This is a genomic window from Pandoraea sp. NPDC090278 (assembly GCF_044772185.1).
Lineage (GTDB): Bacteria > Pseudomonadota > Gammaproteobacteria > Burkholderiales > Burkholderiaceae > Pandoraea.
Genome location: NZ_JBIVYJ010000006.1, coordinates 98,550 through 122,661, shown reverse-complemented (window position 1 = coordinate 122,661; position 24,112 = coordinate 98,550). Strand labels below are relative to the sequence as shown.

At 63.0% G+C, this 24,112-nt stretch carries 25 protein-coding genes; 14 read left to right on the top strand and 11 right to left on the bottom strand.

Annotated elements, in window-relative coordinates:
- The first annotated feature begins 104 nt into the window (after window positions 1-104).
- Complete coding sequence (locus tag ACIQWO_RS21150; RefSeq protein WP_402828570.1) at window positions 105-854, top strand: hypothetical protein; 750 nt, start codon at window positions 105-107, stop codon at window positions 852-854.
- Window positions 855-919: 65 nt separating this feature from the next.
- Here the strand turns inward: ACIQWO_RS21150 and ACIQWO_RS21145 are convergent, their stop codons facing one another.
- The gene (locus tag ACIQWO_RS21145; protein ID WP_402828567.1) at window positions 920-1,438 is read right to left on the bottom strand and encodes a lipocalin-like domain-containing protein; all 519 of its coding nucleotides are present in this window, start codon (window positions 1,436-1,438) and stop codon (window positions 920-922) included.
- 166 nt (window positions 1,439-1,604) lie between these two features.
- Between ACIQWO_RS21145 and ACIQWO_RS21140 the strand changes: the two genes are divergently transcribed.
- From ACIQWO_RS21140 to ACIQWO_RS21130, 3 genes are all read left to right on the top strand, one after another.
- Window positions 1,605-2,483 (top strand): LysR substrate-binding domain-containing protein, encoded by an 879-nt coding sequence (locus tag ACIQWO_RS21140; protein ID WP_402828564.1) that lies wholly within the window; start codon window positions 1,605-1,607, stop codon window positions 2,481-2,483.
- Window positions 2,484-2,556: 73 nt separating this feature from the next.
- Window positions 2,557-3,126, top strand: coding sequence for an HD domain-containing protein (locus ACIQWO_RS21135; protein ID WP_402829183.1), 570 nt, complete (start codon window positions 2,557-2,559; stop codon window positions 3,124-3,126).
- Between the two features lie 11 nt (window positions 3,127-3,137).
- A complete protein-coding gene (locus ACIQWO_RS21130) occupies window positions 3,138-3,533 on the top strand; it encodes a VOC family protein (protein ID WP_402828561.1) in 396 nt (131 codons plus the stop codon).
- Here the strand turns inward: ACIQWO_RS21130 and ACIQWO_RS21125 are convergent.
- Both ACIQWO_RS21125 and ACIQWO_RS21120 read right to left on the bottom strand, forming a co-directional pair.
- Window positions 3,517-4,215: a GNAT family N-acetyltransferase gene (locus ACIQWO_RS21125; RefSeq protein WP_402828558.1), complete on the bottom strand. Its 699-nt coding sequence runs from the start codon at window positions 4,213-4,215 to the stop codon at window positions 3,517-3,519. The two genes, ACIQWO_RS21130 and ACIQWO_RS21125, sit on opposite strands and share 17 nt — an antisense overlap.
- Window positions 4,216-4,248: 33 nt before the next feature.
- Window positions 4,249-4,674, bottom strand: a complete 426-nt coding sequence (locus tag ACIQWO_RS21120) for an MAPEG family protein (protein WP_402828555.1) — start codon at window positions 4,672-4,674, stop codon at window positions 4,249-4,251.
- A gap of 100 nt (window positions 4,675-4,774) precedes the next feature.
- On the opposite strand from ACIQWO_RS21120, the gene ACIQWO_RS21115 reads away from it, so the two are divergent.
- Window positions 4,775-5,743 (top strand): GlxA family transcriptional regulator, encoded by a 969-nt coding sequence (locus ACIQWO_RS21115; RefSeq protein WP_402828552.1) that lies wholly within the window; start codon window positions 4,775-4,777, stop codon window positions 5,741-5,743.
- Between the two features lie 171 nt (window positions 5,744-5,914).
- Window positions 5,915-6,316 carry a glyoxalase superfamily protein gene (locus ACIQWO_RS21110; RefSeq protein ID WP_402828549.1) on the top strand — a complete coding sequence of 134 codons (402 nt, stop codon included), beginning with the start codon at window positions 5,915-5,917 and terminating at the stop codon, window positions 6,314-6,316.
- Between the two features lie 16 nt (window positions 6,317-6,332).
- On the opposite strand, the gene ACIQWO_RS21105 is transcribed toward ACIQWO_RS21110, so the two are convergent.
- Window positions 6,333-7,289: a dienelactone hydrolase family protein gene (locus ACIQWO_RS21105; RefSeq protein ID WP_402828547.1), complete on the bottom strand. Its 957-nt coding sequence runs from the start codon at window positions 7,287-7,289 to the stop codon at window positions 6,333-6,335.
- Between the two features lie 106 nt (window positions 7,290-7,395).
- Complete coding sequence (locus ACIQWO_RS21100) at window positions 7,396-8,244, bottom strand: AraC family transcriptional regulator (RefSeq protein ID WP_402828544.1); 849 nt, start codon at window positions 8,242-8,244, stop codon at window positions 7,396-7,398.
- Between the two features lie 92 nt (window positions 8,245-8,336).
- Here ACIQWO_RS21100 and ACIQWO_RS21095 point away from each other — a divergent pair, with 92 nt between their 5' ends.
- On the top strand, window positions 8,337-9,011 hold the full coding sequence (locus tag ACIQWO_RS21095; protein ID WP_402828541.1) for an MSMEG_1061 family FMN-dependent PPOX-type flavoprotein: 675 nt from the start codon (window positions 8,337-8,339) through the stop codon (window positions 9,009-9,011).
- Between the two features lie 31 nt (window positions 9,012-9,042).
- On the opposite strand, the gene ACIQWO_RS21090 is transcribed toward ACIQWO_RS21095, so the two are convergent.
- The 3 genes from ACIQWO_RS21090 to ACIQWO_RS21080 all read right to left on the bottom strand — a co-directional run bounded on the left by ACIQWO_RS21090 (window position 9,043) and on the right by ACIQWO_RS21080 (window position 12,615).
- On the bottom strand, window positions 9,043-9,789 hold the full coding sequence (locus ACIQWO_RS21090; RefSeq protein WP_150664471.1) for a FadR/GntR family transcriptional regulator: 747 nt from the start codon (window positions 9,787-9,789) through the stop codon (window positions 9,043-9,045).
- 255 nt (window positions 9,790-10,044) lie between these two features.
- Window positions 10,045-11,217 carry a porin gene (locus ACIQWO_RS21085; protein WP_402828536.1) on the bottom strand — a complete coding sequence of 391 codons (1,173 nt, stop codon included), beginning with the start codon at window positions 11,215-11,217 and terminating at the stop codon, window positions 10,045-10,047.
- 123 nt (window positions 11,218-11,340) lie between these two features.
- Window positions 11,341-12,615: a glucarate dehydratase family protein gene (locus tag ACIQWO_RS21080; protein WP_402828533.1), complete on the bottom strand. Its 1,275-nt coding sequence runs from the start codon at window positions 12,613-12,615 to the stop codon at window positions 11,341-11,343.
- Between the two features lie 307 nt (window positions 12,616-12,922).
- Here ACIQWO_RS21080 and ACIQWO_RS21075 point away from each other — a divergent pair, with 307 nt between their 5' ends.
- From ACIQWO_RS21075 to ACIQWO_RS21060, 4 genes are read left to right on the top strand one after another with little or no spacing between them, the layout of a single operon-like run.
- A complete protein-coding gene (locus tag ACIQWO_RS21075) occupies window positions 12,923-14,098 on the top strand; it encodes an extracellular solute-binding protein (protein ID WP_233327665.1) in 1,176 nt (391 codons plus the stop codon).
- A 10-nt stretch (window positions 14,099-14,108) separates the two neighbouring features.
- The gene (locus tag ACIQWO_RS21070; protein ID WP_150576151.1) at window positions 14,109-15,203 is read left to right on the top strand and encodes an ABC transporter ATP-binding protein; all 1,095 of its coding nucleotides are present in this window, start codon (window positions 14,109-14,111) and stop codon (window positions 15,201-15,203) included.
- Window positions 15,200-16,084 (top strand): ABC transporter permease, encoded by an 885-nt coding sequence (locus ACIQWO_RS21065; RefSeq protein ID WP_150576152.1) that lies wholly within the window; start codon window positions 15,200-15,202, stop codon window positions 16,082-16,084. Before ACIQWO_RS21070 ends, ACIQWO_RS21065 begins: the two co-directional genes overlap by 4 nt.
- A gap of 53 nt (window positions 16,085-16,137) precedes the next feature.
- On the top strand, window positions 16,138-17,037 hold the full coding sequence (locus ACIQWO_RS21060) for an ABC transporter permease (RefSeq protein ID WP_402829181.1): 900 nt from the start codon (window positions 16,138-16,140) through the stop codon (window positions 17,035-17,037).
- Here the strand turns inward: ACIQWO_RS21060 and ACIQWO_RS21055 are convergent.
- A complete protein-coding gene (locus ACIQWO_RS21055) occupies window positions 17,012-18,664 on the bottom strand; it encodes a methyl-accepting chemotaxis protein (RefSeq protein WP_402828526.1) in 1,653 nt (550 codons plus the stop codon). The two genes, ACIQWO_RS21060 and ACIQWO_RS21055, sit on opposite strands and share 26 nt — an antisense overlap.
- A gap of 371 nt (window positions 18,665-19,035) precedes the next feature.
- On the opposite strand from ACIQWO_RS21055, the gene ACIQWO_RS21050 reads away from it, so the two are divergent.
- The 3 genes from ACIQWO_RS21050 to ACIQWO_RS21040 all read left to right on the top strand — a co-directional run bounded on the left by ACIQWO_RS21050 (window position 19,036) and on the right by ACIQWO_RS21040 (window position 21,191).
- Complete coding sequence (locus ACIQWO_RS21050) at window positions 19,036-19,428, top strand: hypothetical protein (protein WP_402828523.1); 393 nt, start codon at window positions 19,036-19,038, stop codon at window positions 19,426-19,428.
- Between the two features lie 186 nt (window positions 19,429-19,614).
- Window positions 19,615-20,187 (top strand): RNA polymerase sigma factor, encoded by a 573-nt coding sequence (locus tag ACIQWO_RS21045; RefSeq protein WP_150576155.1) that lies wholly within the window; start codon window positions 19,615-19,617, stop codon window positions 20,185-20,187.
- Entirely contained in the window at window positions 20,187-21,191 is a 1,005-nt protein-coding gene (locus ACIQWO_RS21040; RefSeq protein ID WP_402828520.1) for an anti-sigma factor family protein, read from the top strand. Before ACIQWO_RS21045 ends, ACIQWO_RS21040 begins: the two co-directional genes overlap by 1 nt.
- 86 nt (window positions 21,192-21,277) lie before the next feature.
- On the opposite strand, the gene ACIQWO_RS21035 is transcribed toward ACIQWO_RS21040, so the two are convergent.
- The gene (locus ACIQWO_RS21035; protein ID WP_402828518.1) at window positions 21,278-22,852 is read right to left on the bottom strand and encodes an aldehyde dehydrogenase (NADP(+)); all 1,575 of its coding nucleotides are present in this window, start codon (window positions 22,850-22,852) and stop codon (window positions 21,278-21,280) included.
- Between the two features lie 10 nt (window positions 22,853-22,862).
- Window positions 22,863-23,774, bottom strand: a complete 912-nt coding sequence (kdgD, locus tag ACIQWO_RS21030; protein ID WP_402828515.1) for a 5-dehydro-4-deoxyglucarate dehydratase — start codon at window positions 23,772-23,774, stop codon at window positions 22,863-22,865.
- Between the last annotated feature and the right edge of the window lie 338 nt (window positions 23,775-24,112).

The following is a 24,112-nucleotide window of genomic DNA, read 5'->3' as shown; positions in this document are numbered from 1 at the left end:
CAACAACTGAAATCACCAGACGTCGTCTGGCGTTGTCAAAATCGTCGGCCATACTAAAAATAATGAATCATTCCGATCGGGCCACATTGGCAGGTTGCCTGTGCATGTTCAGCGTCATATCGACGCTTCCGACGTTGTACTGGATTTTCGCATCCGAACAGGTGCGAGTTACCGAGCTGTTTCCGGGTTCGACGCTTTCTGTCAACTGGCAGTGGGCGCTCGTCGCGCTGGGTGCCTGTTGGAGTGCTGTCTGTGCCTTCGCGCTGATGCAACGTTATGCCTGGGCGAAGACGCTGTTGATCCTTCAGGTGATTTCCGGACTTGCGTTGACGTGGCTCATTGGTAAGAGCGCGCCGATGACCCATCTGTCTACGCTTCTGATCGCGGTCGTGCCGATATTGATCGTTCTGCGAGTGCCGATCGAGCGCATCAGGGATTGGCGTTCGCGAACGATGACGCAGCAGATTCGACGCATCTTCGGACTGTGCGCCTATGGTTTTTCCATCGCGCTGATGTTCCTGACCCTGATGGCACTATTCAGCGGCACATCCGCGACGGCCAATACGATGGCGACGACCAGTACGACAGCTATCAGCGTCGTTGCCGTCGCGCTGTTGATCATGCTGTTTGGCGGCGTCGTTTGGGGCGACAGAAGTGCGGCACGCAGAGCCGCAGGTTTGTCACTAATGGCACTCGCGATTTTCATGGTGGTGCAGTGCGTAGTCGCCGCGGCCTATGTTCGGGAGTACGCCCCGCAAGCACAAAGCCTGTTGCACTGGTCGGAGACGCTCCCCATGTTGCTCTTTCTGGCGATGACTGGTTTCACTGTGCGCAGAATGGTGCGAGAGAGGTGACGAAGACGCCCGCAAACGAACTGCGCGACTGACGTCGCAGTTGTCTCCCCCGCTCAAACCCCCCGTCACTCCACCCGCTGCCAGACGGAGATCGGCACGTCTCCGTTCGGACGCGGCGTCACGCGATAACTCAGCTCACCCCCCTTGAGTTCGTAATTGCGCTTCTGCTGTTCTCCCTCCCAGTTGGGGAACGACGCGTTATGAATGTGGAACGTCAGCGTGCCGTCGGCCGGATCGATGCTGATCGTGCCCGTGTGAGTGCTGGAACCCATGACGGCAGCCTTGTACTCTGCGGGCGTCCCCGCACTCTTGTCGCCCGACGCGAATTTGGGCCGTTCCGCCTTGAAGATTTGCAGGGAGTAGTTTCCCTTCACGTCGATGACCAGCAGGCCCTTGGGTGCCGCGCCGTAGTCGCGCGCTCGAGAGCCGTCCGGATGCTGAACGTCGGCCGCGACCAATGTCCATGTGCCCGCGAGTGATGGCGCAACCGTTGGCGTCGCGGCGTGTGCGCCCGTCGTCAATATCGTGCACACCGAGAAGACCGCGCCGAGCATGCCGCGTTTAAGCATCGTCTGACCGTTCATAAGGTGATGTCTCCGTGACCGGAAGGAGGTAAGAGGGATGGCCGGGGAGGGCGCTCGCAGATCGTGCGAGACTCGCGGATCGACCCGGGTCAGTGATCGATGATAGCCAGATGAACGATGCAGTAAATGCGATAATTCAGCATCGATGCTTCAGAGAAACTGAACAATGACGATCCCGAATCTCGACATGGATGCGCTGCGGACATTCCTGGCGACCCAGCAACTGGGCAGTCTGAATCGCGCGGCAGAACGCGTTGGACGTTCGCAGTCGGCGGTCAGTCAACAGATGCGCAAGCTCGAAGAGCAGGTCGGCCAGCCGCTATTTCGACGGAAAGGGCGGGGCTTGGCGCTCACCGACGCGGGCGAACTGATCCTCTCCTATGCGCACCGCATCCTCGACCTCAACGACGAAGCCGTTCGCGCGGTGCGAGGTGCGTCGGTCGAAGGCGTGGTGCGCTTCGGTCTGCCGGGCGACTTCGCCGAGACGTGGTTACCGGCGGCGCTTGGGCAATTCAAGAAGACGCATCCTGGCGTGCGCGTGGAGGTGGCCGTCGAACGCAACGGCGTGTTGCTTGAACGGCTTGACCGGGGAGAGTTAGACCTCGTCCTCGTGATGGGCAACGAAAGCCGGTCCGACGCCGAGCCGCTCGCTCTGTTGCCAATGACATGGATCGGACCTGTCGGTATCGACGTGGCACTGACGCCAGGCGTTGCGCTGGACCTCGCACTGTATAACCCGCCGTGCTTCTTTCGTCGCGCGGGCATCGAGGCGCTCGATGCCGCAGGCATTTCGTGGCGGCTGGCCTACACGACGGCGAGTCTGCAGAGCCTTTGGTCGGGTGTCGCTGCAGGACTTGGCATCACACTGAGAACGGCGGCCGGTCTTCCACCGTCGTTAAAGCGACTCGGCGCAAAAGAGGGCCTGCCACCGCTGCCGTCGGTCGCGCTCTGCCTGCACGCGGGCCATCGGGACACGCCACCCGCATTGGCACAGCTCAAGCGCGTGGTGATGGAGTGTGCGGGCGCGAACCTGGCCGCAGCATAGTCTCTGCGTGGCCGCTCCCGTCGTCGAATCGTAGAATGCGCAATTGACCCAAAAGAGCCGTCAGAGGTACGTAATGGACACAGCAATGATCGATGGACGTCTTAATTTCCTGCGAACCTGCGAGCGATTAAAAGACGTTTTGCGAAGCGCGCACACGTCCTCCGGACGCCGCGAGAGCACGGCCGAACACAGTTGGCGTCTTGGTCTGATGGCGACGGTTTTCATGGATCAACTGGGCGACGTCGACCGCTTGAAAATCATGGAGCTTTGTCTCGTCCACGATCTCGGTGAGGCGCTTCATGGGGATGTTCCGGCGACCGAGCAAAGCGGCGATATCGATAAGGACGCCGTCGAGCGAAACGACTTGATGGAAGTCTGTGCATCGCTCGATGCGCTACTGCGTGAAAAGATCATCGCGCTTTGGGATGAGTACGCCGACGCGAAAACCCCCGAAGCGCGAGCTGTTAAAGCGCTGGATAAACTCGAAACCATGCTGCAACACACGCAGGGCGATAATCCTTCCGACTTCGACTACGCATTCAATCTCAATTACGGACGCAAGTACACCGACGCCGTATTGCCGCTTCGCGCCGTGCGCGCGAGAGTCGACGACGCGACACGGGAACGGATCTCACAATCCTGAGGAAGACTGCCATGACCGATACCCTTCCACTGACCCCCTACGCCTTCGTGCTTGCCGTGAATGACATGGACAAGAGTGCGGCGTATTTCCGCGACGCTCTGGGGTTTCGACTCGATTGGGCCGATTCCTCCGATTGGCGTCTGATGGTGCGCGGGGGTATGCGCGTCATGCTTGGCCACTGTCCCGATGCCGTACCCGCGTCGCAGACTGGCGATCACAGCTATTTCGGGTATCTCGAAGTGGCGGACGTCGATGCGCTCCACGCAGAATTCGTCCGTCAAGGTGCGCTGATTCTGTCACCTCCGACCGACCGCCCTTACCTCATGCGAGAAATGACGGTGGCAACGCCCGACGGACATCGATTCGTCGTCGGGCACAGCCTCGGTCAAGTCAGCGCTGGGGAATGACGGCTACCCGATTCATCACAAACGTCTGACGCGTTTCAAACCCCATGCGTTTGTAAAGCGCGATAGCGGTTTCGTTGTCTTCCTTCACGTGAAGGAATGGGGTATCGCCGCGCGCTTTGATTTGTTGGCGAAGGATGTTCATCAGACGTCCCGCGAGCCATTTGCCGCGGTGACGCTCATCCACACACACCGCGCTGATTTCCACATAGCCGTCCAGACGCATGCGCTCGCCCGCCATCGCAATCAGCTCGCCGTCTGCACGAATCCCGATGTAGTTGCCCATCTCGATCGTGCGCTTGCCGAACGGCCCGGGGCGCGTGCGTTCCGTGAGCGCGATCATCGCCGGGACATCGTTCGCATCGAGTTGCACAACCCCGTCTTCATTAAGCCCACCGACACTCCCCGCATCCACCATTTGAATCACGGAAAACACGTGATCGTGATGAATGCCGTCCATCGGCGGCAGCGCTTCCAGCGACGGTAGAAACACAAAGCCGCCTTGGGGAATGATCGATGCCAGCGCATGAAATGCCGCTTGCGTCGTATTCGCCACGCCAGCAAACGGCGCCACGTCGGCTTCATAACGACGTGCCAATTCAGTCCCTTGCGCGAGTGAGGATTGCTTCGTCACGAGTGCATTCCACGTCGGATTGTCGAGACGGCAATGATTCGAGTGTTCCATGATCGTTTCCCTTGCTGATGCCTTGATGTCGATTTAAACCGCGTGTCCGAGAATTGCCGTCGCGAATGAGACCGTCGCGCCGAAACCCACAAGAAATGCCAGCGTGCGCACGACCGGAATACCGGCGACATAAACGACGTAATGCACGATGCGCGCGATCAGGTACAGCTTCGCCGCGAAAACCGTGGCGGGCGTCGATATCCCGACCAACGCGGCAATCAACACGAGCGGCGCAAAGACGGCAAGGTTTTCCACCGCATTGGCGTGTGCCCGTTTGGCGCGTTGCATCCATGCGGGCGTCGCAATCCCGGACGTCTGCCCGGCGACTTCCGGCACCGGATTAGCCATCGCCCGCATCGGTCCGCGCAGCACGATCCCCGCCAGAATGTAGGGAATCCACATGGCGGCCGTCAGCAATGCCACGAGGGTCAGGTAATACAGTTCTGTCGTGAGCTTCATGATGTTCCGGTTCCGGAAGTCGTTGAATATGAGGCGATTCTAGACTTCCAGGAACGACAGGAATATAGTCGCGAATGACAATATTCGAGTCATTTACGACATGAAGATATGCGTTTTTGCACTGGACGGCGCATTCGACACCGGCCTCACTGCGATCCTCGACACGCTCTGCACGGCCAACGAACTCGCGATGCTGCGCGGGGCGGATGTTTTGCCGTTCGACGTAAGCGTCGTCGGCACGAAGTCACGCATCAAAACGGCGCTAGGGATGACGATGGCCGTCGAACCGGCACGTGACGTCGAGCACTCGACCCAGTTGCCCGACTGGGTGGTCGTCCCTGCGCTGAACGCCAAGCTGCCGGACATCCTTGTGCCCGCGCTGGCGCGACGCGACGTCGAAGACGCCAAGTCGTATCTGCGCACGTGGCGCGCGCAGGGCGTCGGCATCGCGGCGGCCTGTATCGGCACGTTCGTGGTGGCCGACAGCGGCTTGCTCGACGGGGAGGAGGCGACGACGACATGGTCGCTCGCCCCACTGTTTCGTGAGCGATACCCGACAGTGAAGCTGAGCGATTCGCGAATGGTCGTGGAGTCGAACCGGCTGGTGACGGCCGGTGCAGCGATGGGTCACCTCGACCTCGCGCTGTGGTTCGTGCGGCAGGCGAGCCCCGAGCTGGCGTCGCACGTCGCGCGGTTCTTGCTAATCGACAACCGCTCGTCGCAGGCGCAGTACATCATCCCGGACTTCCTCGCGCATGCCGATCCGCTCGTCGAACGCTTCGAGCGATGGGCGCGCGAACATATGTCGCAGGGCTTCTCGCTGGAGAGCGCCGCGCAGGCGTTGCATGTGCATGTGCGGACGTTGCAGCGACGTACGGAGCAGGTGCTCGGCAAGTCGCCGCTGGCGTTCTTTCAGGACCTGCGCATTCAGCGTGCGAGACAACTGGTGTCGAACGGCTGCGATCTCGACACCGTCGCGACGCAGGTCGGCTATGCGGATGCCTCCACGCTGCGCAGCCTGCTCAGACGCAAACTCGGTCGCACCGTGAAGGAGCTTCGCAGCGACTGATGCGTGCTGCGCACTTATGGGGATGGGAAGCTGCCGCCCGTGCTCGGGTGAACGCGCAGAACTTCCGTGCTAGCATTCGCTTTCCATGCGGACACCGCTCCGCCAACGGACGTCCGTCCTGCCGAAGCACTGCCTTCGAGGGAATCGCGGATGTCGTATTCGGAGCGCCTCATGGATAGCCGTATCCCTCACCTCGCCCATTCCATCCGTTTCGGCCGTATTGCGCCGACTCTATCTGTTACAAACATCGAACGTTCGCTCGACTTTTACGTCGGCATCCTCGGCTTCGAGAAAGCGTTCGAGAACGGCTCACCGGCCGGGTTCGTCATTGTGAAGAAGGACGATGCGGAACTTCACCTGACCCGAGCCCCGCAGCATCGCGGCACGACGCAGAACGTCGCGCATCTGATGGTGGCCGACGCCGCAGCGCTTTACGCGCATCTCGAAGCCAACGGCGTTCGTATCGTCAAGGGGATCCGCGATGCGGACTTTGGGCTCAGATGCTTCGTTTTCGCCGATCCCGACGGCAATCGCATCGACGTCGGCGAACGTGTCATGAACAACGACACCTGATCCGGCACGCCGGGACTCAGAACCCGATCTGTTTGAGAAATTCGTTCACCGGACCCGACCACATCTTGCCGCCGTAGGTGAGCAGCATGTGACCGTCGTGCCCAGCGACATCCTCCGTGTGGACGAATTTCGCCGGACTGCCCGACGCGGCGAAGGCATCGAACCATTGCTTCGGCGCGTCCGGTCCCCAGTACTGGTCGTTGTGCGCGTACAGCCACAGTCCCGGGATTTTTGTCGTCTTGCCGAATTCGCCGTAGACCGTCTTCATCTGCTCGGGATCGCAGCTGTGTTGCGGCGACAGCTCGGGCGACCCGCCTGCGCCGCCGGAGAAGTTGATGTAACCGACGACACCCGGCGGATTCGTGGCCGCCGTGGAGACGGTCGTGAAGCCGCCGACCGAGCGGCCCTCCAGCACCACGCGATTCTTGTCCGCCCAGGGTTGTGCCTGCACCCACTTCAACGCCGCGAGGTTCGCTTCCGCCGTGACCTTCGCCAGCTTCTCGAAGTCGGGACGCCGCACGCACTGCCCGTTCTTGAACGACGAGCCGGAGTTCTCCCGATCCGGGCCGCCCGTCAGACCGTAGCCAACGCGAATCGGCGCGACGATGGCGAACCCCCGCGCCAGCCAGAACCGCACGTGACCCTTGAGAATCGGTGCGTCGAGCTTGGCGCGAACTATCGGATCGCCTGCGCGTCCGTGCTCGAAGATCAGTACGGGGAACGGGCCGTTGCCCGCCGGTTTGTAGACCTCCGTATGCATCGCGATGTCGCCGCCGAAGGTACTCGCCCCGGGCACGACGATGCCGACGATTTCGGGCTTAACGTCGGTTTGCGACGGGGCGGCGCTCGCAGGTGGTGCAGATGTGTCGTCCGTCGCAGCGAACGACGTCGGCATCGAGACGAGGAGTGCAGCCAGCGCCGTGGCGCAGAGCGAACCGGTGCGCTTGAGCGCACATGCAGCGAAGCGTGTCATGTGAGGGACGATCGTGTTGTATGAGCGAGGTGGACTTGCTAGCCGACGCTATCGTACTTCGCGCTGTGTGACAGGGACACTCATTCGAACGGCTGAGGACGTAGCTTCAATCAGTGGTTTCGATGCCGTCGTCGTCGGTATGCGTCACGTCGACGATCTCCGTCGAATCCGTCGCAAAGTAGCGTCCCGGTGTGGTGTCGAAGGTGCGTCTGAACAGCGCGATGAAGGCGCTGGCGTTGTCGTACCCGAGGTCCAGCGCGACGGCCCCGACCGGCTGTCCGGCAGCGAGCAGTTCCAGCCCGCGCAACAGACGCGCGCGCTGACGCCACGCCGTGAACGTCAGCCCCGTCTCCTCGACGAAGCGGCGGCTCACCGTGCGCGTCGATGTGCTGGCCCAGTCGGCCCACGCGTCGAGCGAGCGGTCGTTGGCCGGATCGTCGATGAGGGCGGCGGCGATGCGTCGCAGGCGAGGGTGGCTTGGCATGGGCAGACGGAATGCGTCGGCAGGGCTGACGGCGATCTCGTCCAGAATCACATTCATGATGTTCGTCTGGGCTCGATCTGGCTCGCCCAACACCCACTGTGCGGCGCGTGCCACCGCCTCGCGCAGAAGTCCGGACACCTCGATCGCACGCGGCTGATCCGGCAACCCGGCGCATTGATCCGGACGCACATAGACAGCCCAGCCATTGAATGGCCCATGTGAGAAGGCCGCATGCGGGCAGTGCGGAGGCACCCAGACGGCACGCGACGTCGGTACGACCCACGTGCCGAGATTGGTGCGAACGGAGATCAGGCCGCTGAATAGCCCGAGCAACTGTCCGGACGCGTGTTGGTGCGTCTGCGAGACACGCGGCACGCTTTCCCGGCCGACGAGCGCAATCAGCGGCGGGTCCTGCGCGTCCATGATCTGCACGCGCGCCATTTTCGGCTTCAGGTGGTCGGGGAATTCCATGGCGTCATTTCGCTATTGAATGGCTTGGATAGTCTATCAGCGCCATTCGGCATCGCGATAAGCTCGGCACATGTTTTCGAAGGAGCATCGCCATGTCGCTGCCAATCTATCCGGCCGGTTCGAGTGACGCTGCGCAGTCACCGGCATCTGCCACGTCCGCCGATCCCGCGCAGGTTGATCTTGATGCACTGTACGACCCACCATCCGAAGGGATCGTCAAAGGCGTGATGTCGCGCCTGTTGCCGTTCCACACGGCTTATCTCGATGTCGCAACGTTCTTCTGCGTGGCCACTGGCAATGCGCAAGGTCTCGACGCCTCACCGCGCGGCGGCGCACCTGGCTTCGTCAAAGTGCTCGACGAGAAGACGGTCGTGTTCGCAGACTGGCCCGGCAACAACCGCATCGCGTCGCTGCGCAATCTGACCGACGACGATCGCATCGGCATGTTGTTCCTGTTCCCGGGGCTGGAGGTCTTCATGCGTATCAACGGTCATGCGCGCATTGCCGTCGACCCGGTGTTGCTCGCGCAGTTGAAAGAGGGAGAGCGTACGCCGAAGACAGCCATCGTCGTGAGCATCGACGAGGTGCTGTTTCACTGCGGCAAGGCGATCAATCGCGCGAAGCTCTGGCGTGCCGAGTCGCAACTCGACCGCAAGGCCGTACCGTCGATGGGAGATATGAAGGCGGCGCTCACAGGGATGGACCCTGCCCGCGCCAGCGAGATCGATGCGGGGTACTACCGCGCGGTGCGCGGCGACCTTTATTGACGACCGGCGGGCCGGTCCTGCGCAAGAGCGCTTAGTTCTGTGTGCCAGCCGACTCTTGCGCGCGACGCAGACGCTCGCGGCTGTTCGTGAGGTGCGTGCGCATGGCGGCGCGCGCGGCTTCCGGGTCGCGACGCGAAATCGCGTTGTAGATGTCTTCGTGCTCGCGATTCACGCGATTGAGATACGACACCTGATCGTCGTCGGCCAGCGCTGCCGAGTTCACGCGCGTACGCGGAATGATCGTGTTGCCGAGTTGTTCGAGGATGTCGTGGAAATAGCGGTTGCCGGTCGCGCTCGCTACTTGCAGGTGGAAGGCGACGTCGGCCGTCACGGCGTTGCCGGTGCGCTGGCGCACGTGCATCTCGAAATCGTCCAGCGCCTGACGCATGGCCTTGAGCTGGCCGTCCGTGCGACGGTTCGCCGCCAGACCTGCCGCTTCCGTTTCGAGCGAGATGCGCAGCTCCAGAATCGCCATCACGTCGAGCATCGTCAGAATGCTGTTCGTGTCGACTTGCAACGCATTCTCACGCGGGGCTTCGAGCACGAAGGTGCCGATGCCGTGACGCGTCTCCACCAGTTGTGCCGCCTGCAGTCGCGAAATCGCTTCGCGCACCACCGTGCGGCTCACGCCCAGACTTTCCATGATGGCCGACTCGGTCGGCAGCTTGTCGCCCGGACGGAACGTACCGGCGCGAATCTGCTCGGACAAGGCGCTCACCACCTCCTCCGTGAGGCTGCGAGACTTGCGGCGAGGACGTGCGGGCAACGGGCTGGTCATGGACATGGCGTCGGTTGGAATTGTGGGTGACGATAAATGGCAAATACGTCCCCAGTTTACCTTATCGACCGTCGCATACATACGACAACCGATAAGAATCGACCGCCAATGTCACAGCCCAGACGCTACCGGGCACTGGCGGCCGAAAAGACTGCTTTGTGCGACTTCTCGCGACCACTCTCATGCACCTGCTGCCATCCAGACCGGCACGCGCACAGCGTCGGTCCGGACGGCGTTACACCTTAGGGACCGGCATCAGAAATCGACGCGGATCCCGAGCATGCCGACGAACTGCGAGCTCGTTGCCGACGGCGTGCTGTTCTGCGAGTCGCCCACCACCGGTCCGGCGTTGATGATGCTCACGCCGTTCGCGGAGATCGACTTGCCGTTGGCGTGTTGCCACGCTTCGAGCGCGTACAGCGACGTGCGCTTCGAGAGCGAGTACACCTGTGCGAGCGACACCTGATGGTAGGTCGCGGCGTCGGTAATGCCGTTGGCCTTCGACGCAGCCGTGTAGCTGTACGCCGCCGCCAGACGCCACTGCGGCGCGACGATCCACGACGCATGCACGCCCGCCGTGTTGAAGATCGCGCTGTCGTGGAAGAGCGACGCTGCGCCCGGCTTGTACTGCACGTTGCTGTAGCTCGCGCCCAGCGTCAGGCTGCCGAGCGTGTAGATACCGGCCACTGCAATGTGTTGCAGCGAGTCGGCGGTGACATAGCCCTGATTGACGGCCGACGTGCCCGGCACCCCGGTCGACGAGCTGTTCCAGGTCGTGCCGCCGCCGATGTTGTTCATCCGCAAGTAGCCCGCCGCCAACGACAACGGACCGCCGTCGTAACGCAACGCACCGGAGAACGTGTTGCCCTTACCCATCGAGCCTGCCTGACCGCCAAAACCGTACTGGACGCTGGCCGTCACGCCCCACAGCACCGGCGACGTGTACGTCACCGAGTTGTTGATGCGTATGGTCGTATCGAGGCCGTCGATATCGCCGGGGTGCGCGCCGGTCGCGCCCGTGACATACGCGACGGGACCGATCGTGCCGACCATCAGGTAGTACGGCGAGTACTGACGACCGATGGTGACCGTACCGGCCTGTGCGTTCTTCACGCCGACGAACGCCTGACGGTTGAACATCACGCCCGACGAACTGAATGCGCCGCTGTTCACGTCAAAGCCGTTTTCCAACTGGAAGAGTGCGCTGGTGCCCCCGCCCAGATCTTCCGTGCCGCGCAGGCCCCAGCGGCTGCCCGCGAGGTTGCCGTTGCGCAGATAGGTGTTCGACTTGCCGTTCTGGTTGCTGCTGTAGGTCAGTGCATCGTCGACGATCCCGTACAGCGTCACGTTCGACTGTGCGAACGCCGGCATTGCACCGGCGGCGAGACCGGCCAATACGAGCCCGGCAAACAGTTTCGAATGTCTCACGACTTCTCCTCTTGTGATGTGTTTTCTTGGACTTCGCGTACTTCGTTTTTTGTGTGAAGCGGGTGCTGCTTTGGTGGTGTTGCCGTGGTGTTCTGTCGGATAGGCGTTGGCGCGAACCAACGCTCAAAAACGCGGAGCCTTGCCGCTCCAGTCGGGCCGGTATTTGCGCATCTGCACCGCGTCGTTGCGCGTGCGCAGGCCGCAGCGCAGGTATTGTTCGTGGAGCTTGGCCAGTTGGTCCTGATCGATGTCGAGTCCGAGTCCGGGGGCTTTAGTGACGGCGACCGCGCCGTTGCGAATCGCGATCTTGCCGCCGCGCACGACTTCCTCGTCGGCTTCCTGCCACGGGTAGTGCGTGTCGCAGGCGTAGGACAGGCGCGGCACGCTCGCCGCCAGGTGCGTCATCGCCATCAGGCTGATGCCGAGGTGCGAGTTCGAGTGCATCGACAGGCCGATGTCGAACGTCTCGCACATGCGCGCGAGCAACTGCGTGTCGCGCAGTCCGCCCCAGTAGTGGTGATCGGAGAGGATGATCTGTGCGCCGTTGAGATGCACGTTCTCGCGGAACTGCCGCAGATCGGTGACGACCATGTTCGTGGCGAGCGGCATGCCCGTCGCACGATGCAGCTCTGCCATGCCTTCAAGCGTAGGCGTGGGGTCTTCGTAGTATTCGAGATCGCCCGCCAGCTCGCGTCCCATCGCAATCGCCGTCGGGAGCGACCAGTTGCCGTTCGGGTCGATGCGCAGCGGCTTGTCGGGGAAGGCGCGCTTGAGGGCCTTCAGGCATGTCACTTCTTCTGCCGGTTCCAGCACCCCGGCCTTGAGCTTGATGCTGCCGAAGCCGTACGTGTCGATCATGAAACGCGCTTGCGCTACAAGCTGCTCGGCGTTCAACGTCTCGCCCCAGCTATCCGGCGCATACGGCGAATCGATGTGCTGCGCGTACTTGAAGAACAGATACGCGCTGTACTGCACTTCCTGACGCACTGCACCGCCGAGCAGTTCGACGAGCGGTATCCCCAGGTGCCGCGCCTGCAAATCCAGAAACGGAACTTCGAACGCGGAGTAAAGCTTCTCGGCGTCCTTGCGCGGGTCTGTGCCCGGCGCGAGTTCGTATTCCACGCGCTCGCCACGAACGCCCTGACGCACGACAGCGGCGACCCGCTCGCGCAGCCCGTTCGTGTCGAACGGATCCATCCCGATCAAAAGCGGCCGCGCGTTTTCGAGCAAGGCGAGCACTGGCGCGTCGCCATAGGTTTCACCCAATCCGACATGCCCGTTATCCGTCTCGATTTCGATGATCGAGCGCAGGGCATACGGCTCGTGAATACCCGCCGCGTTGAGTAGCGGCGGGTCGCGAAAGGCAATCGGGGTGATCGTGATGCGCTGAATTTTCACGGCAACTTTTCCTTGGTCTCCACCGGGAACGGGGTGTCGGTGGCGACGTCTATCTCGCGGTTTGTGTAACTTTTACGTCATCGTATGACTGGCCGTAATTTAGGTGACGCGCTGGCCGTGTCTCTATCGGTGAAATCCCTGACAAAATGCTCGGTGTCCTGATGAAATCAAGGCTTAAAGCCCATGTAAACAAGGATTTCTCGATTTATAAGGGAAACCTCTGGGGTGTTTAGGCACGTCTCCTAATTGCAAATTGGATATCTCAGTCATATGATGACTTACGAGAAATTTAACCAAAGGAGACAGCATGAGCTTCAGCCGCAGGGGATTCTGGCAACGCACGCTCGGTGCGGTGGCATGTGCCGCCGTACTGGGAAGCATCGCAAGCACGGCAACCGCTGCACCGGTTGCGCTGAACATCGTCGACGTGGCCGGTAATCTCGCGCTCACGCAGAAGGGCTTCGAGGCTTTCCGTGACAAGTACCCGGATCTCGTCTCCAAGATCACCTTCACCAACGCGCCGGCGCCGCAACTGCCGGGCAAGATCAAGGCCATGCAGGCCGCCGGTCGCTCGGACATCGATATCGTGCTGACGGGAACCGACGCGCTTGCTGCTGGCATCCAGCAAAACCTCTGGCAACGTCTGCTGCCCGACTACAGCGCGAAGCTGCCGGGCGTGCTCGACAAGTACGCCCCGAACGTGCGCGCGATGCAGGAGTTGTCGAAGGGCTACGGTCTGGCCGTCACGTTCATGCCTGCAGGTCCGCTCGTCGAATACAACCCGGCCAAGGTCACGAACCCGCCCAAGACCCCCGCCGAACTGCTCTCCTGGTGCAAGGCAAATCCGGGCAAGTTGATTTACGCGCGTCCGGCCAACTCGGGCCCCGGCCGCACGTTCCTGATGGGCCTGCCGTATCTGCTCGGCGACAAAGATCCGCACGACCCGATCAAGGGATGGGACAAGACGTGGGCGTTCCTGAAGGAGCTCGATTCGTGCATTCCGTACTACCCGGGCGGCACGTCGGCGGTGATGAAGGAGTTGGGCGAAGGCAGCCGCGACATGACGCTCACCGTCACCGGCTGGGACATCAATCCGCGCGCGCTGGGTATCGTGCCCGCGACGTTCAAGATTCAGTCGTTCGACAAGTTCACGTGGGTCAACGACGCGCATTACATGGTCGTACCCAAGGGCGTGGCGAAAGAGAAGATGGAGGTGATCCTCAAGCTGATCAACTTCATGCTCGAACCTGCTCAGCAGGCGCTCACGTATGACGATGGCTACTTCTATCCGGGCCCGGCGGTGAAGGACGTACCGCTGTCCGCCGCCCCGGCGAAGAGCCAGGAAACGATCGCGAAGTACGGCCGTCCGGAATACGCGAAGCTCATCGCCGATTTCCCGCACGCCGTGCCGCTCGATGCGACGGCGATGGTGGCCGCATTCCAGAAGTGGGATGCCGAAATCGGTTCGCTGAAGTCGAAATAAGGGTTGCGTCATGAAGCACAACTTTCAGCAACTGCGCCTCGACCACGTGGCGCGCAGCTTCACCAACGCTGAGGGTCAGTCGGTGGCCGCGTTGAACGGCCTCGACCTGACCATCGAGCGTGGGGAGTTCATCGCGCTGCTGGGGCCTTCGGGCTGCGGCAAGTCGACGGCGCTCAACTGTATTGCCGGACTCACGCCGCTCACGGGCGGCGCGATCTGGCTGGACGACGAGCGCATCGACGTGCTGCCCAGCGAGAAGCGCGGCTTCGGCATGGTGTTCCAGAACTACGCGCTGTTCCCGCACATGAGCGTGCTTGAAAACGTGGGCTTCGGTCTTCGGATGCGCGGCGTGCCGCGCGCCGAGATCGAGAAGCGCGCCCGCGAAGCCTTGCAGCTCGTGCAACTGGTCGGGCACGAGCGCAAGTTGCCGGGGCAGTTGTCGGGCGGTCAGCAGCAACGTGTCGCGATTGCACGTGCCATCGTGATCGAGCCGCCGGTTGTGCTCATGGACGAACCGCTGTCGAACCTTGACGCGAAGCTGCGTATCGAGATGCGCGCCGAAATCCGCCGCATTCACGGCAAGCTCGACCGCGCGACGATTTACGTCACGCACGATCAGGACGAAGCGCTCTCGATGGCCGATCGCATCGTCGTGATGAAAGAGGGCGTGGTGCAGCAGATCGGTGCACCGCGCGATGTGTATGGTCGTCCGCGCAATCTGCACGTGGCGCGTTTCATGGGCTATCGCAATGTGCTCGACGTGTCGATCACGTCGGCACAGGGCGAGCATGCCCGCGTGTCGTGCGGCGGGGCGTCGTTCGATGGCGTGTTGATGGAGCCGCCCGCCAGCGGTGGCAAGGTCGAGGGCAAGGTGTCCGTGGCGATTCGTCCCGACGATTTCGAGCGCGCACCGGCCGCCAACGATAACGCCTTCGAAGTGGTGGTCGAGACCGTGGAGTACGGCGGTCGCGATTCGCTGCTGCGCGTGGCGTCGCCGTTCGGTCAGTTGTACGCGCGTTTGCCGGGCGATTACGCCGTCGGCGAGCGCGTGCCGCTGCGCGTACCGGCGGATCGCACGCTCGTCTATGCCGGGGAACGCGCATGAGTGCCGCCGCTTCCGTGTCGATGACACCGGCGGCGCGTGCCGACGGGCGCGGCTGGCTCGTCGCGCCCGCGCTCGTGTGCCTGATCGCGATGTTCGTGTATCCGTTCGCGTACGGTCTGTTCCTGTCGTTTCAGCCGATGGAGGGCGGCGGCGTTTTCGCGAACTATCTGAAGTTCTTCACCGAGCCGACGCTGTGGCCGACGGTGCTCATCACGCTCAAGCTCGCCGTGCCCGCCACGCTGATCAACGTGGGCGCGTCGATCCCGGCGGCGTTCGCGTTGCGCAAGAGCACGCGGGCGTCGAAGTTCGTGACGATGCTGCTGGTCGTCCCCGTGACGCTCGGCACCGTGCTCATCGCCGACGGCATGCTGACCTACTACGGGCCGAACGGCTGGTTCCCGCAGGCGTTGCATGCGTTGGGGCTGTATCACGACGAAGTGCGTCTCACGCACAACTACTGGGGCGTGCTGATCTCGCTGGTGATCTCGGGCTTCCCGTTCGCGTTCCTGCTGATCCTGTCGTACGTCACCGGTATCGATCCGACGCTCGCTCGCGCGGCAGGTACGCTGGGTGCCGGGCCGTGGCAGCAATTCCGTCTGATCTATCTGCCGCTGCTGGTGCCGGGCCTGACGATGGCCGCGTGTCTGTCGTTCGTGCAGGCGTTCTCGGTGTTCCCGTCGGCGGTGCTGCTCGGCGTGCCCGCAGGGGCAACGCGCGTGGTGTCGATTGCCGCGTACGAAGCCGCGTTCGAGAGCTACGACTACTCGCTCGCCTCGTGCGTGGCGATTGTGATGGGATTCGTGCAGTTGCTGATCGTGGCGGGCATGCTCGGCGCGCGCCGGGCGTTCTATAGCGGTCCGACCACGGGAGGCAAGGGATGAGTGTCGCAGACAAGAATCCGGCCGGTACGCTGGCCGCGCAGAACGGAGATTTCATGACAACGCAGGCACCCGTCAGCCAGTCGGCAGCCGCACCCGAAGCTCGGCGCAAGATGCGCCGTGAAGGGCCGGGCTCGCGTCTGTGGCGCGTGCTGGTCTGGGGCACGATGATCTTCTTCCTCGTGAATGTGGCGCTGATGATCGCCACCGTCACGATGAATTCGTTCGCCACGCGCTGGTTCGGCACACCGCTGCCCGAAGGTTTCACGTTGCATTGGTACGCGCAGGCCTGGCGTGATTTTCAACTCGCCGATGTGCTGTGGGTGACGGTCGAGGTCGTGGGCGCGGTCGTGCTGTTGTCGATTGCGCTCGGCGTGCCTGCGGCGTATGCGCTAGCGCGGGCGCAATTCCCCGGCAAGAAGCTCGCGATGCTGGTGTTTCTGCTGCCGCTGATGGTGCCGCCGGTGACATACGGCATTCCGATGGCGACCGTGCTCTACAAGGTCGGACTGGGCGGCACGCTCACGGGCGTGATTCTCGCGAATCTCGTGCCGTCGCTGCCGTTCGTGATTCTGGTGATGACACCGTTCATCGAGCAGATCGATCCGAACCTCGAAGCCGCCGCGCGTATCTTCGGTGCGAACACGCTGAAGTACTTCCGTCATGTGTTGCTGCCGTTGCTGGTGCCGGGCATCCTCGCGGCGGGCCTGCTCGTGCTCGTGCGCACCATCGGCATGTTCGAGCTGACGTTTTTCACCGCTGGCCCGGACACACAGACGCTCGTCGTCGCGCTCTACTACGCAGTGTTCTCGACCGGCGTGAGAGCCCCGCAGTCTATCGACGCGATGGCGATGATCTACATGGCCATCACGCTGCTGTGGGTGCTCATTGCGCTGCAATTCGTGAGTCCGACGCAGTTGGTCAGCCGCGTCAAGGAAGCGCCGAAGGGCGAGTGATCGCAGGGTTTGCATTGCTGCTACCGTTGGCATAGGCCGCTTCCAGCTGGAAGCGGCCGACCGACAGCGTAAGCGCCTGCGCTTGTTGCTGCAACATCTGCGCGGCCGCGCCCGCATCCTCTACCAGCGCGGCGTTGTGCGACGTCACCTGATCCATCAGCGCAATCGCGCGATTCACTTCTTCGATCCCCTGTTTCTGCTCGTGACTGGCGGCGCTGATTTCGTCCATTGCGTTGCTGACCTGCTTCACGCGTGCGACGATCTCGCGCATCGTCTTGCCTGCGTTCTGCACGAGCGTCGTGCCTGAGGCGACTTCTGCAACCGATGCGTCGATCAGTTGCTTCACTTCCTTCGCGGCTGCCGAGCTGCGTCCCGCGAGGCTGCGCACTTCCGCGGCGACCACCGCGAAGCCCTTGCCTTGTTCGCCTGCACGCGCAGCTTCGACGGCCGCGTTCAGCGCGAGGATGTTCGTCTGAAAGGCGATGCCTTCGATGACCGCGATGATGTCCACGATCTGGCGTGACGACGTGTCGATCGACGACATCGTCGTGACCACCTGCTCGACCATGTCGCCGCCTTGCTCCGCCATCTCGGCAGCGCGATGGGCGAGATCGTTCGCACCGCGCGAGTTGTCGTCGTTCTGGCTGACGGTCGACGTCAGTTCTTCCATCGCGGCGGCGGTCTGCTCCAGCGAGCTGGCCTGTTCCGCCGTGCGTGCGGCGAGGTCGCGATTACCTGAGGCGATGCGGTGGCTGATGGCCGTGACGTCGTGCGACGCGTGGCGCACTTGCGTGACCGCATGACGCAGATTCGTCGCCATCTCCGCGAGCGACGCCATGATGCTCGTGTCATGTTCGCGGTTCGCTGTGTTCGGTGCGTTAGAAGCCTCACGTCCGACGTCGAACTCGTGATACAGCTCGCCACGATCCACCGCCAGCGCCAGTGCTTTGACGTCGTCCGGCTCGGCACCCAGCGCGCGTCGCAGCTGACGCGTAATCAGAAACGCCATGACCGCGCCGCACGTCAGTGCGACGAGCACCAGTGCAAGCATCACGGTCTGAAAGCCATGCGCGCTCGCAACGGCGGCCATCGACTCCGTATGACTCGTGCGGTCTTCGAGATCGATCATGCGGTTGATGGCGGCGAGCCAGTCGACGAAGGCGGGGCGCGCCTGATCGAGTACGAGACGGCGTGCGCCGTCGAGGTCGCCCGCGCGGCGCAGCGTGATCACCTGCGCGATGATCGGCTGCGTGCGCGCTTCGATGGACTTGATCGCGGCCAGATCGTCGCGCTCTTCCGCGCTCACGCGTTCGGCGTTGGACGGCGCGAAGAGTGCGTCCATTGGTCCGGCGGAGCGCTGATAGTCGGCGTTCAGACGCTCGATGAGCGTGACGATTTCGTCGACATGACTGTCGTCAGCAAGCGTGATGTCGCGCACGGCGATGGCTCGGTCGTGCACGCTGCCGCGAAAATTCACGGCGTATTGCTGTTTCACATTGTTGTTGTCGCTGATGTTCGTCAGCGTGCGCTCGATGCCGTGCACGCGCAGCACGGCGAGCGCGGCCAGCGCGAGCATCATCGCGAGGATGACGGTGAAGCTCAGCCCGAGCCGGGCGGCTACGCTCATTCGCGGCTGACGGGGTAACGAAGAGGCGGGGGAGGCACTGGATGCGGCGTTCATAGGAGTGTGTCTGGTCTGATCTTTCTTATGTGTGGCGCGCGACGTTGCAGGGGGCGCGCGCATTGCCCGACGGGCAAACGTCTGGCAGACGGCGATTATTCCGCTCGGTCGGGGGCGATAGAGGTCAACGGTTCGTTGAGGCGACGCGCTTGAGCATGCGTTGTGCCTGGTGGACCCCACACCGGATCAGGCGCGGCGTCGGCTGTCCGGCGTGCTGCGTCGCAACAATAAATATCTTAAGAAAGGTGTGGAATAAAGGGTCGGCGCGAAGCGTTCAGAGAGTGTCGACAACGACATTTCACTCAGGAGCCAAAGTCATGAACCAACGTCAATCGATGTCCGCTGTTCTCACCAGCCTCGTGGCTGCCGCCGGTCTGTTCGCTACGGCTGCGGCCCACGCGGAAGTCCCGCTCAAGACGGCCGACGGCATGCTCGTCGACGCGCAGAACCGCACCGTCTATACGTTTGACAATGATGTGGCAGGCAGCGGCAAGAGCGCTTGCAACGGCGGATGCGCGACCGCCTGGCCGCCGGTGATGGCCGATGGCGGTGCGAAGGCCGAAGGTAACTATTCCATCGTCACGCGTGATGACGGTATGAAGCAGTGGGCCTACAAGGGCAAGCCGCTGTACCTGTTCGCGAAGGATGCCGCCGCAGGCGAGAAGAAGGGCGACGGCTTCAAGGACGTGTGGCACGTTGTCAAGCCCTGAGCGGGCGCTGACGGCATTCTGGCGGCATTCCGACGGGGAGCGAGCGTGTTGGCATATCGGCGGCCTGGGAACGCGCATGCAAAGTCGCGGCGGCTCAGTATAATTTCGCGGCAGGTGCCAGCGGTACTCGCTGGCGATGCTTCGGACTGGGTGGCCAACAGGCACCCGCCGCCAGGAAATTCGCCGATGACCGGTCAGGATTTACCCAGCTTGCTTCCGGGCTTGCTGCCACGCCTCTGGGCGTTCGCCTTGCGCATTACGGGCGATCGCCATGATGCCGAGGATCTTGTGCAACGCGCTTGCGTGCACGCGTTGGAGCGCGTGCACCAGTGGCAGCCGGGATCCTCGGCGTTGAGCTGGATGTTCAGCATCGTGCATACGACGTGGATCAACGAGATCCGCGCGCGGCGCGTTCGCTCGCGCGGCAGTCTGGCGTGGGACGAAGCCGACGTCGATGCGATTCCCGATTTTCAGGCATCCACGCCCGAAGAACTGGCCAGTTGTCATCAGGTCTTCGGTGCAGTCGATCGTCTGCCCGAAGCGCAGCGTCTCGTGCTGCTGCTCGTGGCGGTGGAGGGTATGAGTTATCAGGAGGCGGCAGAAGTGCTCGACGTGCCCATCGGCACGGTCATGAGCCGTCTGTCACGCGCACGCCGTACTATCGGCGACCAGTTTCGTAACCCCGAGGGGCAACCCCGCACGGCAGAGCACACCCTTCGTGGTGGCGCGGCCGCTGGCGCACGTGAGGAGGACGCGTGATGAACGAAGACGATATCCGCCTGCTCGCTTACGTCGACGACGCGCTGCCTCCTGCGGAGCGTGCGGAAGTGGAAGCGGCCATTGCCGCGTCGCCCGAACTGGCCGACGCGGTTGCGTCGTTGCGGGCCTCGCGTCTGCCGTATCGCGAGACGTTCGCGGCGCAAGTGATTCCGCCGGTGCCGCAGAGCCTGAGCGCCGGTCTCGACGCACTCCTGCGCGAGCACGCGCAACGTCAGGCCTCGCCGCCCACTCAGGATGTTCAACAGGACACTCACGCGCCTGACACCGTCAAATCGACGGCACCGGCGACGCCCGTGCGTGTCGACACGACGCACAACGTGCCCGCCGCCAACGATGCGCCTGCCGGACGACGCGTGCGTCCGTGGTGGCTCGCGGCGGCCTTCGCGGCCGGTGTCGCGGCGACTGCCATTACGCTGCCGTTGATGTCGGGCGTGCTGAATCGCTCGGGTGCGGGGGGCTTCATGACCGCTTCTGTCACACCTGCGCCCGCACCGGGTCGGACATGGGTGCGTGCCGCTGCCGAATACCAGCAGTTGTATGCGCGGGACACGGTGGCATCGATTCACGTCGACGACAGCGACACTGAGCGCACCGTCAGCGAGATCCATCAGAACGACAAGCTCGACATCAGCGTTCCCGACCTGCGCTCGCAGGGCCTGACGTTCAAGCGCGTGCAGCGTCTGCGCTGGCAGGACCGTGCGTTGGTGCAGATGGTGTATCTCCCTGCGACGGGTGATCCTGTGGCGCTGTGTGTGGTGCGCGATACGCGTCCCGATCAGAGCGTGGCGGAACAGCAGATCGACAAAATGGGTGTGGTGACGTGGCGCAAGGGACAGATCGGCTACGCGCTCATCGGGGCGCCGGGGTCGACGGATCTCAAGGCAGTCGCGAAAGCGCTGGCAGAGGGTCCCGTCGCACCGCTTTACGGCATGTTGATGCTGCCGGACCCAACGTTGCTGCAGTCGCCGCATAAGGCTTCGTAACGACTGTCGTCCGTCGTTCACACGTCGTACCAAAACAAACGCCCTCGAATCCGAGGGCGTTTGTCATTGCGGGACAGCGATTGCGATTACGCTTGCGCGAGCGCGCCATCGCGAAGTCGCCACAGGCCGAGCGGGTTGCGCTCCTGCAAGGCTTCGGGCAGCAACGCATCCGGCAGATCCTGATAGCAGACAGGACGCAGGAAACGATCGATGGCCGATGCACCCACCGAGGTGAACATCGCGTTCGACGTTGCCGGGAACGGGCCGCCGTGCACCATCGCGTGACACACCTCGACGCCGGTTGGGAAACCGTTGGCGAGAATGCGTCCGGCGCGACGCTCCAGACTCGGCAGCAGACGACGCGCGTTAGCAGTGTCGCCAGCGTCGAGTTGCAGCGTGGCCGTCAACTGACCTTCCAGACGTTCCGTGATGGCGATCATCTCGTCGACGGTGTTGCAAGCAATCACGACCGACGCAGGCCCGAACATTTCATCGTGCAGCGCCAGGGTGGCGAGAAATTCGGCGGCCGTCGTGCGGAAGAGGGCCGCCTGACCCTGGCATGCGCCGCCCGCCTGACCACGCGCGACGAGCGTCACGTTCGGTTCGTCGGTCAGACGCGCGACACCCTTGTCGTACGCCTGATGAATGCCCGGCGTGAGCATGGTGCCTGCGGCCTTGGCCGTCAGCGCATCGGAGGCCGTCTGGCAGAAGCGTTCGAGCGCGTCGCCCGCGAGGCCTAACACCAGCCCCGGGTTCGTGCAGAACTGACCGACGCCCATCGTCAGCGAATCGACGAAACCCTTAGCGATGGCATCACCGCGTGCAGCCAGTGCTTCGGGCAACAGGTACACCGGATTGATGCTGCTCATCTCGGCATACACGGGAATCGGCACCGCGCGCGACTGTGCGATGCGTTGCAGTGCGAGACCACCGTTACGCGAGCCGGTGAAGCCGACGGCTGCAATCGCGGGATGCGCCACCAGCGCCTCGCCCACGGCACGCTCGCCGACGAGCAGCGAGAACACGCCTTCCGGCAGATCGAGCTTCTGCACGGCCGAACGAACGGCGCGTGCCACGAGTTCCGACGTCCCCAAATGCGCGGAGTGCGCCTTCACGATCACCGGGCAACCGGCTGCGAATGCCGACGCCGTATCGCCCCCCGCGACGGAGAACGCCAGCGGGAAGTTGCTCGCGCCGAACACCGCCACCGGACCGAGGCCGATCTTCGCCAGACGCAGGTCGCTGCGCGGTAGCGGTTCGCGTGCCGGTTGTGCGGGGTCGATGGTGGCGTCGAGAAAGTGTCCGTCGCGCACCACGCGGGAGAACATCCGCAACTGACCGACAGTGCGTCCGCGCTCGCCTTGCAGACGCGCCACGGGCAGGCCGGTCTCTGCGTGGCCACGTTCGATGAGGGCGTCGCCCAGATCGAGGATGGCCTGCGCGACCGCTTCCAGAAACTCGGCGCGCTTCGCTAGCGGCAATGCGCGAAACGGATCGAAGGCAGCACGCGCCAGTTCGCACGCTCGCTCGACGTCCTGCACGGTGCCTGCGCCGAACGACGGCGTCAGGCGCTCGCCACGCGACGGGTCGAACGCTTCGAGCGTTCCCGCACTGCCGCGCACGTCGGCGCGGCCGATCAACATCTCACCGGTGATCTGCATGCGGGGCCCCTTAGCCTTCGACCTTCTTGATGAGCGCGTCGAGCGCGGCGAGTTCGTCCGGCAGCAGGTCGGTCAGCGGTGCGCGCACCGGACCGGCGTCGCGACCGACGAGCTTGGCGCCCGCCTTGACGATGCTCACGGCGTATCCCGCGCGACGGTTGCGAATCTCCAGGTACGGCAGGAAGAACACGTCGAGCAGGTGGCCGATGGTCTCCTGATCGTTGTTGCACACGGCGCGATAGAACTTCATCGCCGTCTTCGGAATGAAGTTGAACACGGCCGACGAGTACACCGGCACGCCCAGCGCGCGGTAGGCGGCGGCATAGACTTCAGCCGTCGGCAGGCCACCCAGATACGAGAAGCGATCGCCCATGCGGCGACGGATCTGCACCATGCGCTCGATGTCGCCCACACCGTCCTTGAAACCGATCAGGTTCGGGCAGTTCTCGGCCAGACGCTCAAGTTGGTCTGCGCCGAGCTTCGAGTTCGCGCGGTTGTAGACGATCACGCCGATGTTCACAGCCTTGCAGACCTGTTCGACGTGCGCGGCGATGCCGTCGAGGCTGGCTTCCGTCAGATAGTGCGGCATGAGCAGCACACCCTTCGCGCCCAGATGCTCGGCTTCCTTTGCGTACTCGATGGCCAGACGGGTCGGGCCGCCTGCGCCCGCGAGGATCGGCACCTTGCCCGCACACGTGTCGACGGCCGTCTTGATCACGGCGCTGTAATCCTGCGGCGTGAGCGAGAAGAATTCGCCCGTGCCGCCAGCGGCGAAGAGCGCCGTCGCGCCGAACGGCGCGAGCCACTCCAGACGCTCGGCGTAGCCGCGTGCGTTGAAGTCGCCGTTCGCGTCGAAGTCGGTCACGGGGAAAGACAACAAGCCGTCCGAGACGATTTGCTTGAGTTCTTGAGGTGCAGTCATTTCAAGAGTTCCTGTCGGCTGATGAGCCGGATTCGATGAATAAAGAAGGCGCTCAACCAGCGCTCGGCGCTGAGTTATATGTCATCGTATAACATGTGATGAGACCGGACAAGAGGCTGACCCGTCGAATGGCAGTGGGATAAACCCGCAAAAGGCGTGGGAAGGGTTTTTCCCGATTCGCGTAGAGGCCCGTAAAGCCACGCATGGCTGGGGTTCTAGATGTATGATGACACATAAGTGACGGGTGGTTGAGCGAACATCAACGACCGCCCGTGGTTTTTGTGTCATGGCCCGGGTGACGCGACAGATCGCAGGTGTCGAGAAAGGCGAACGTCGTG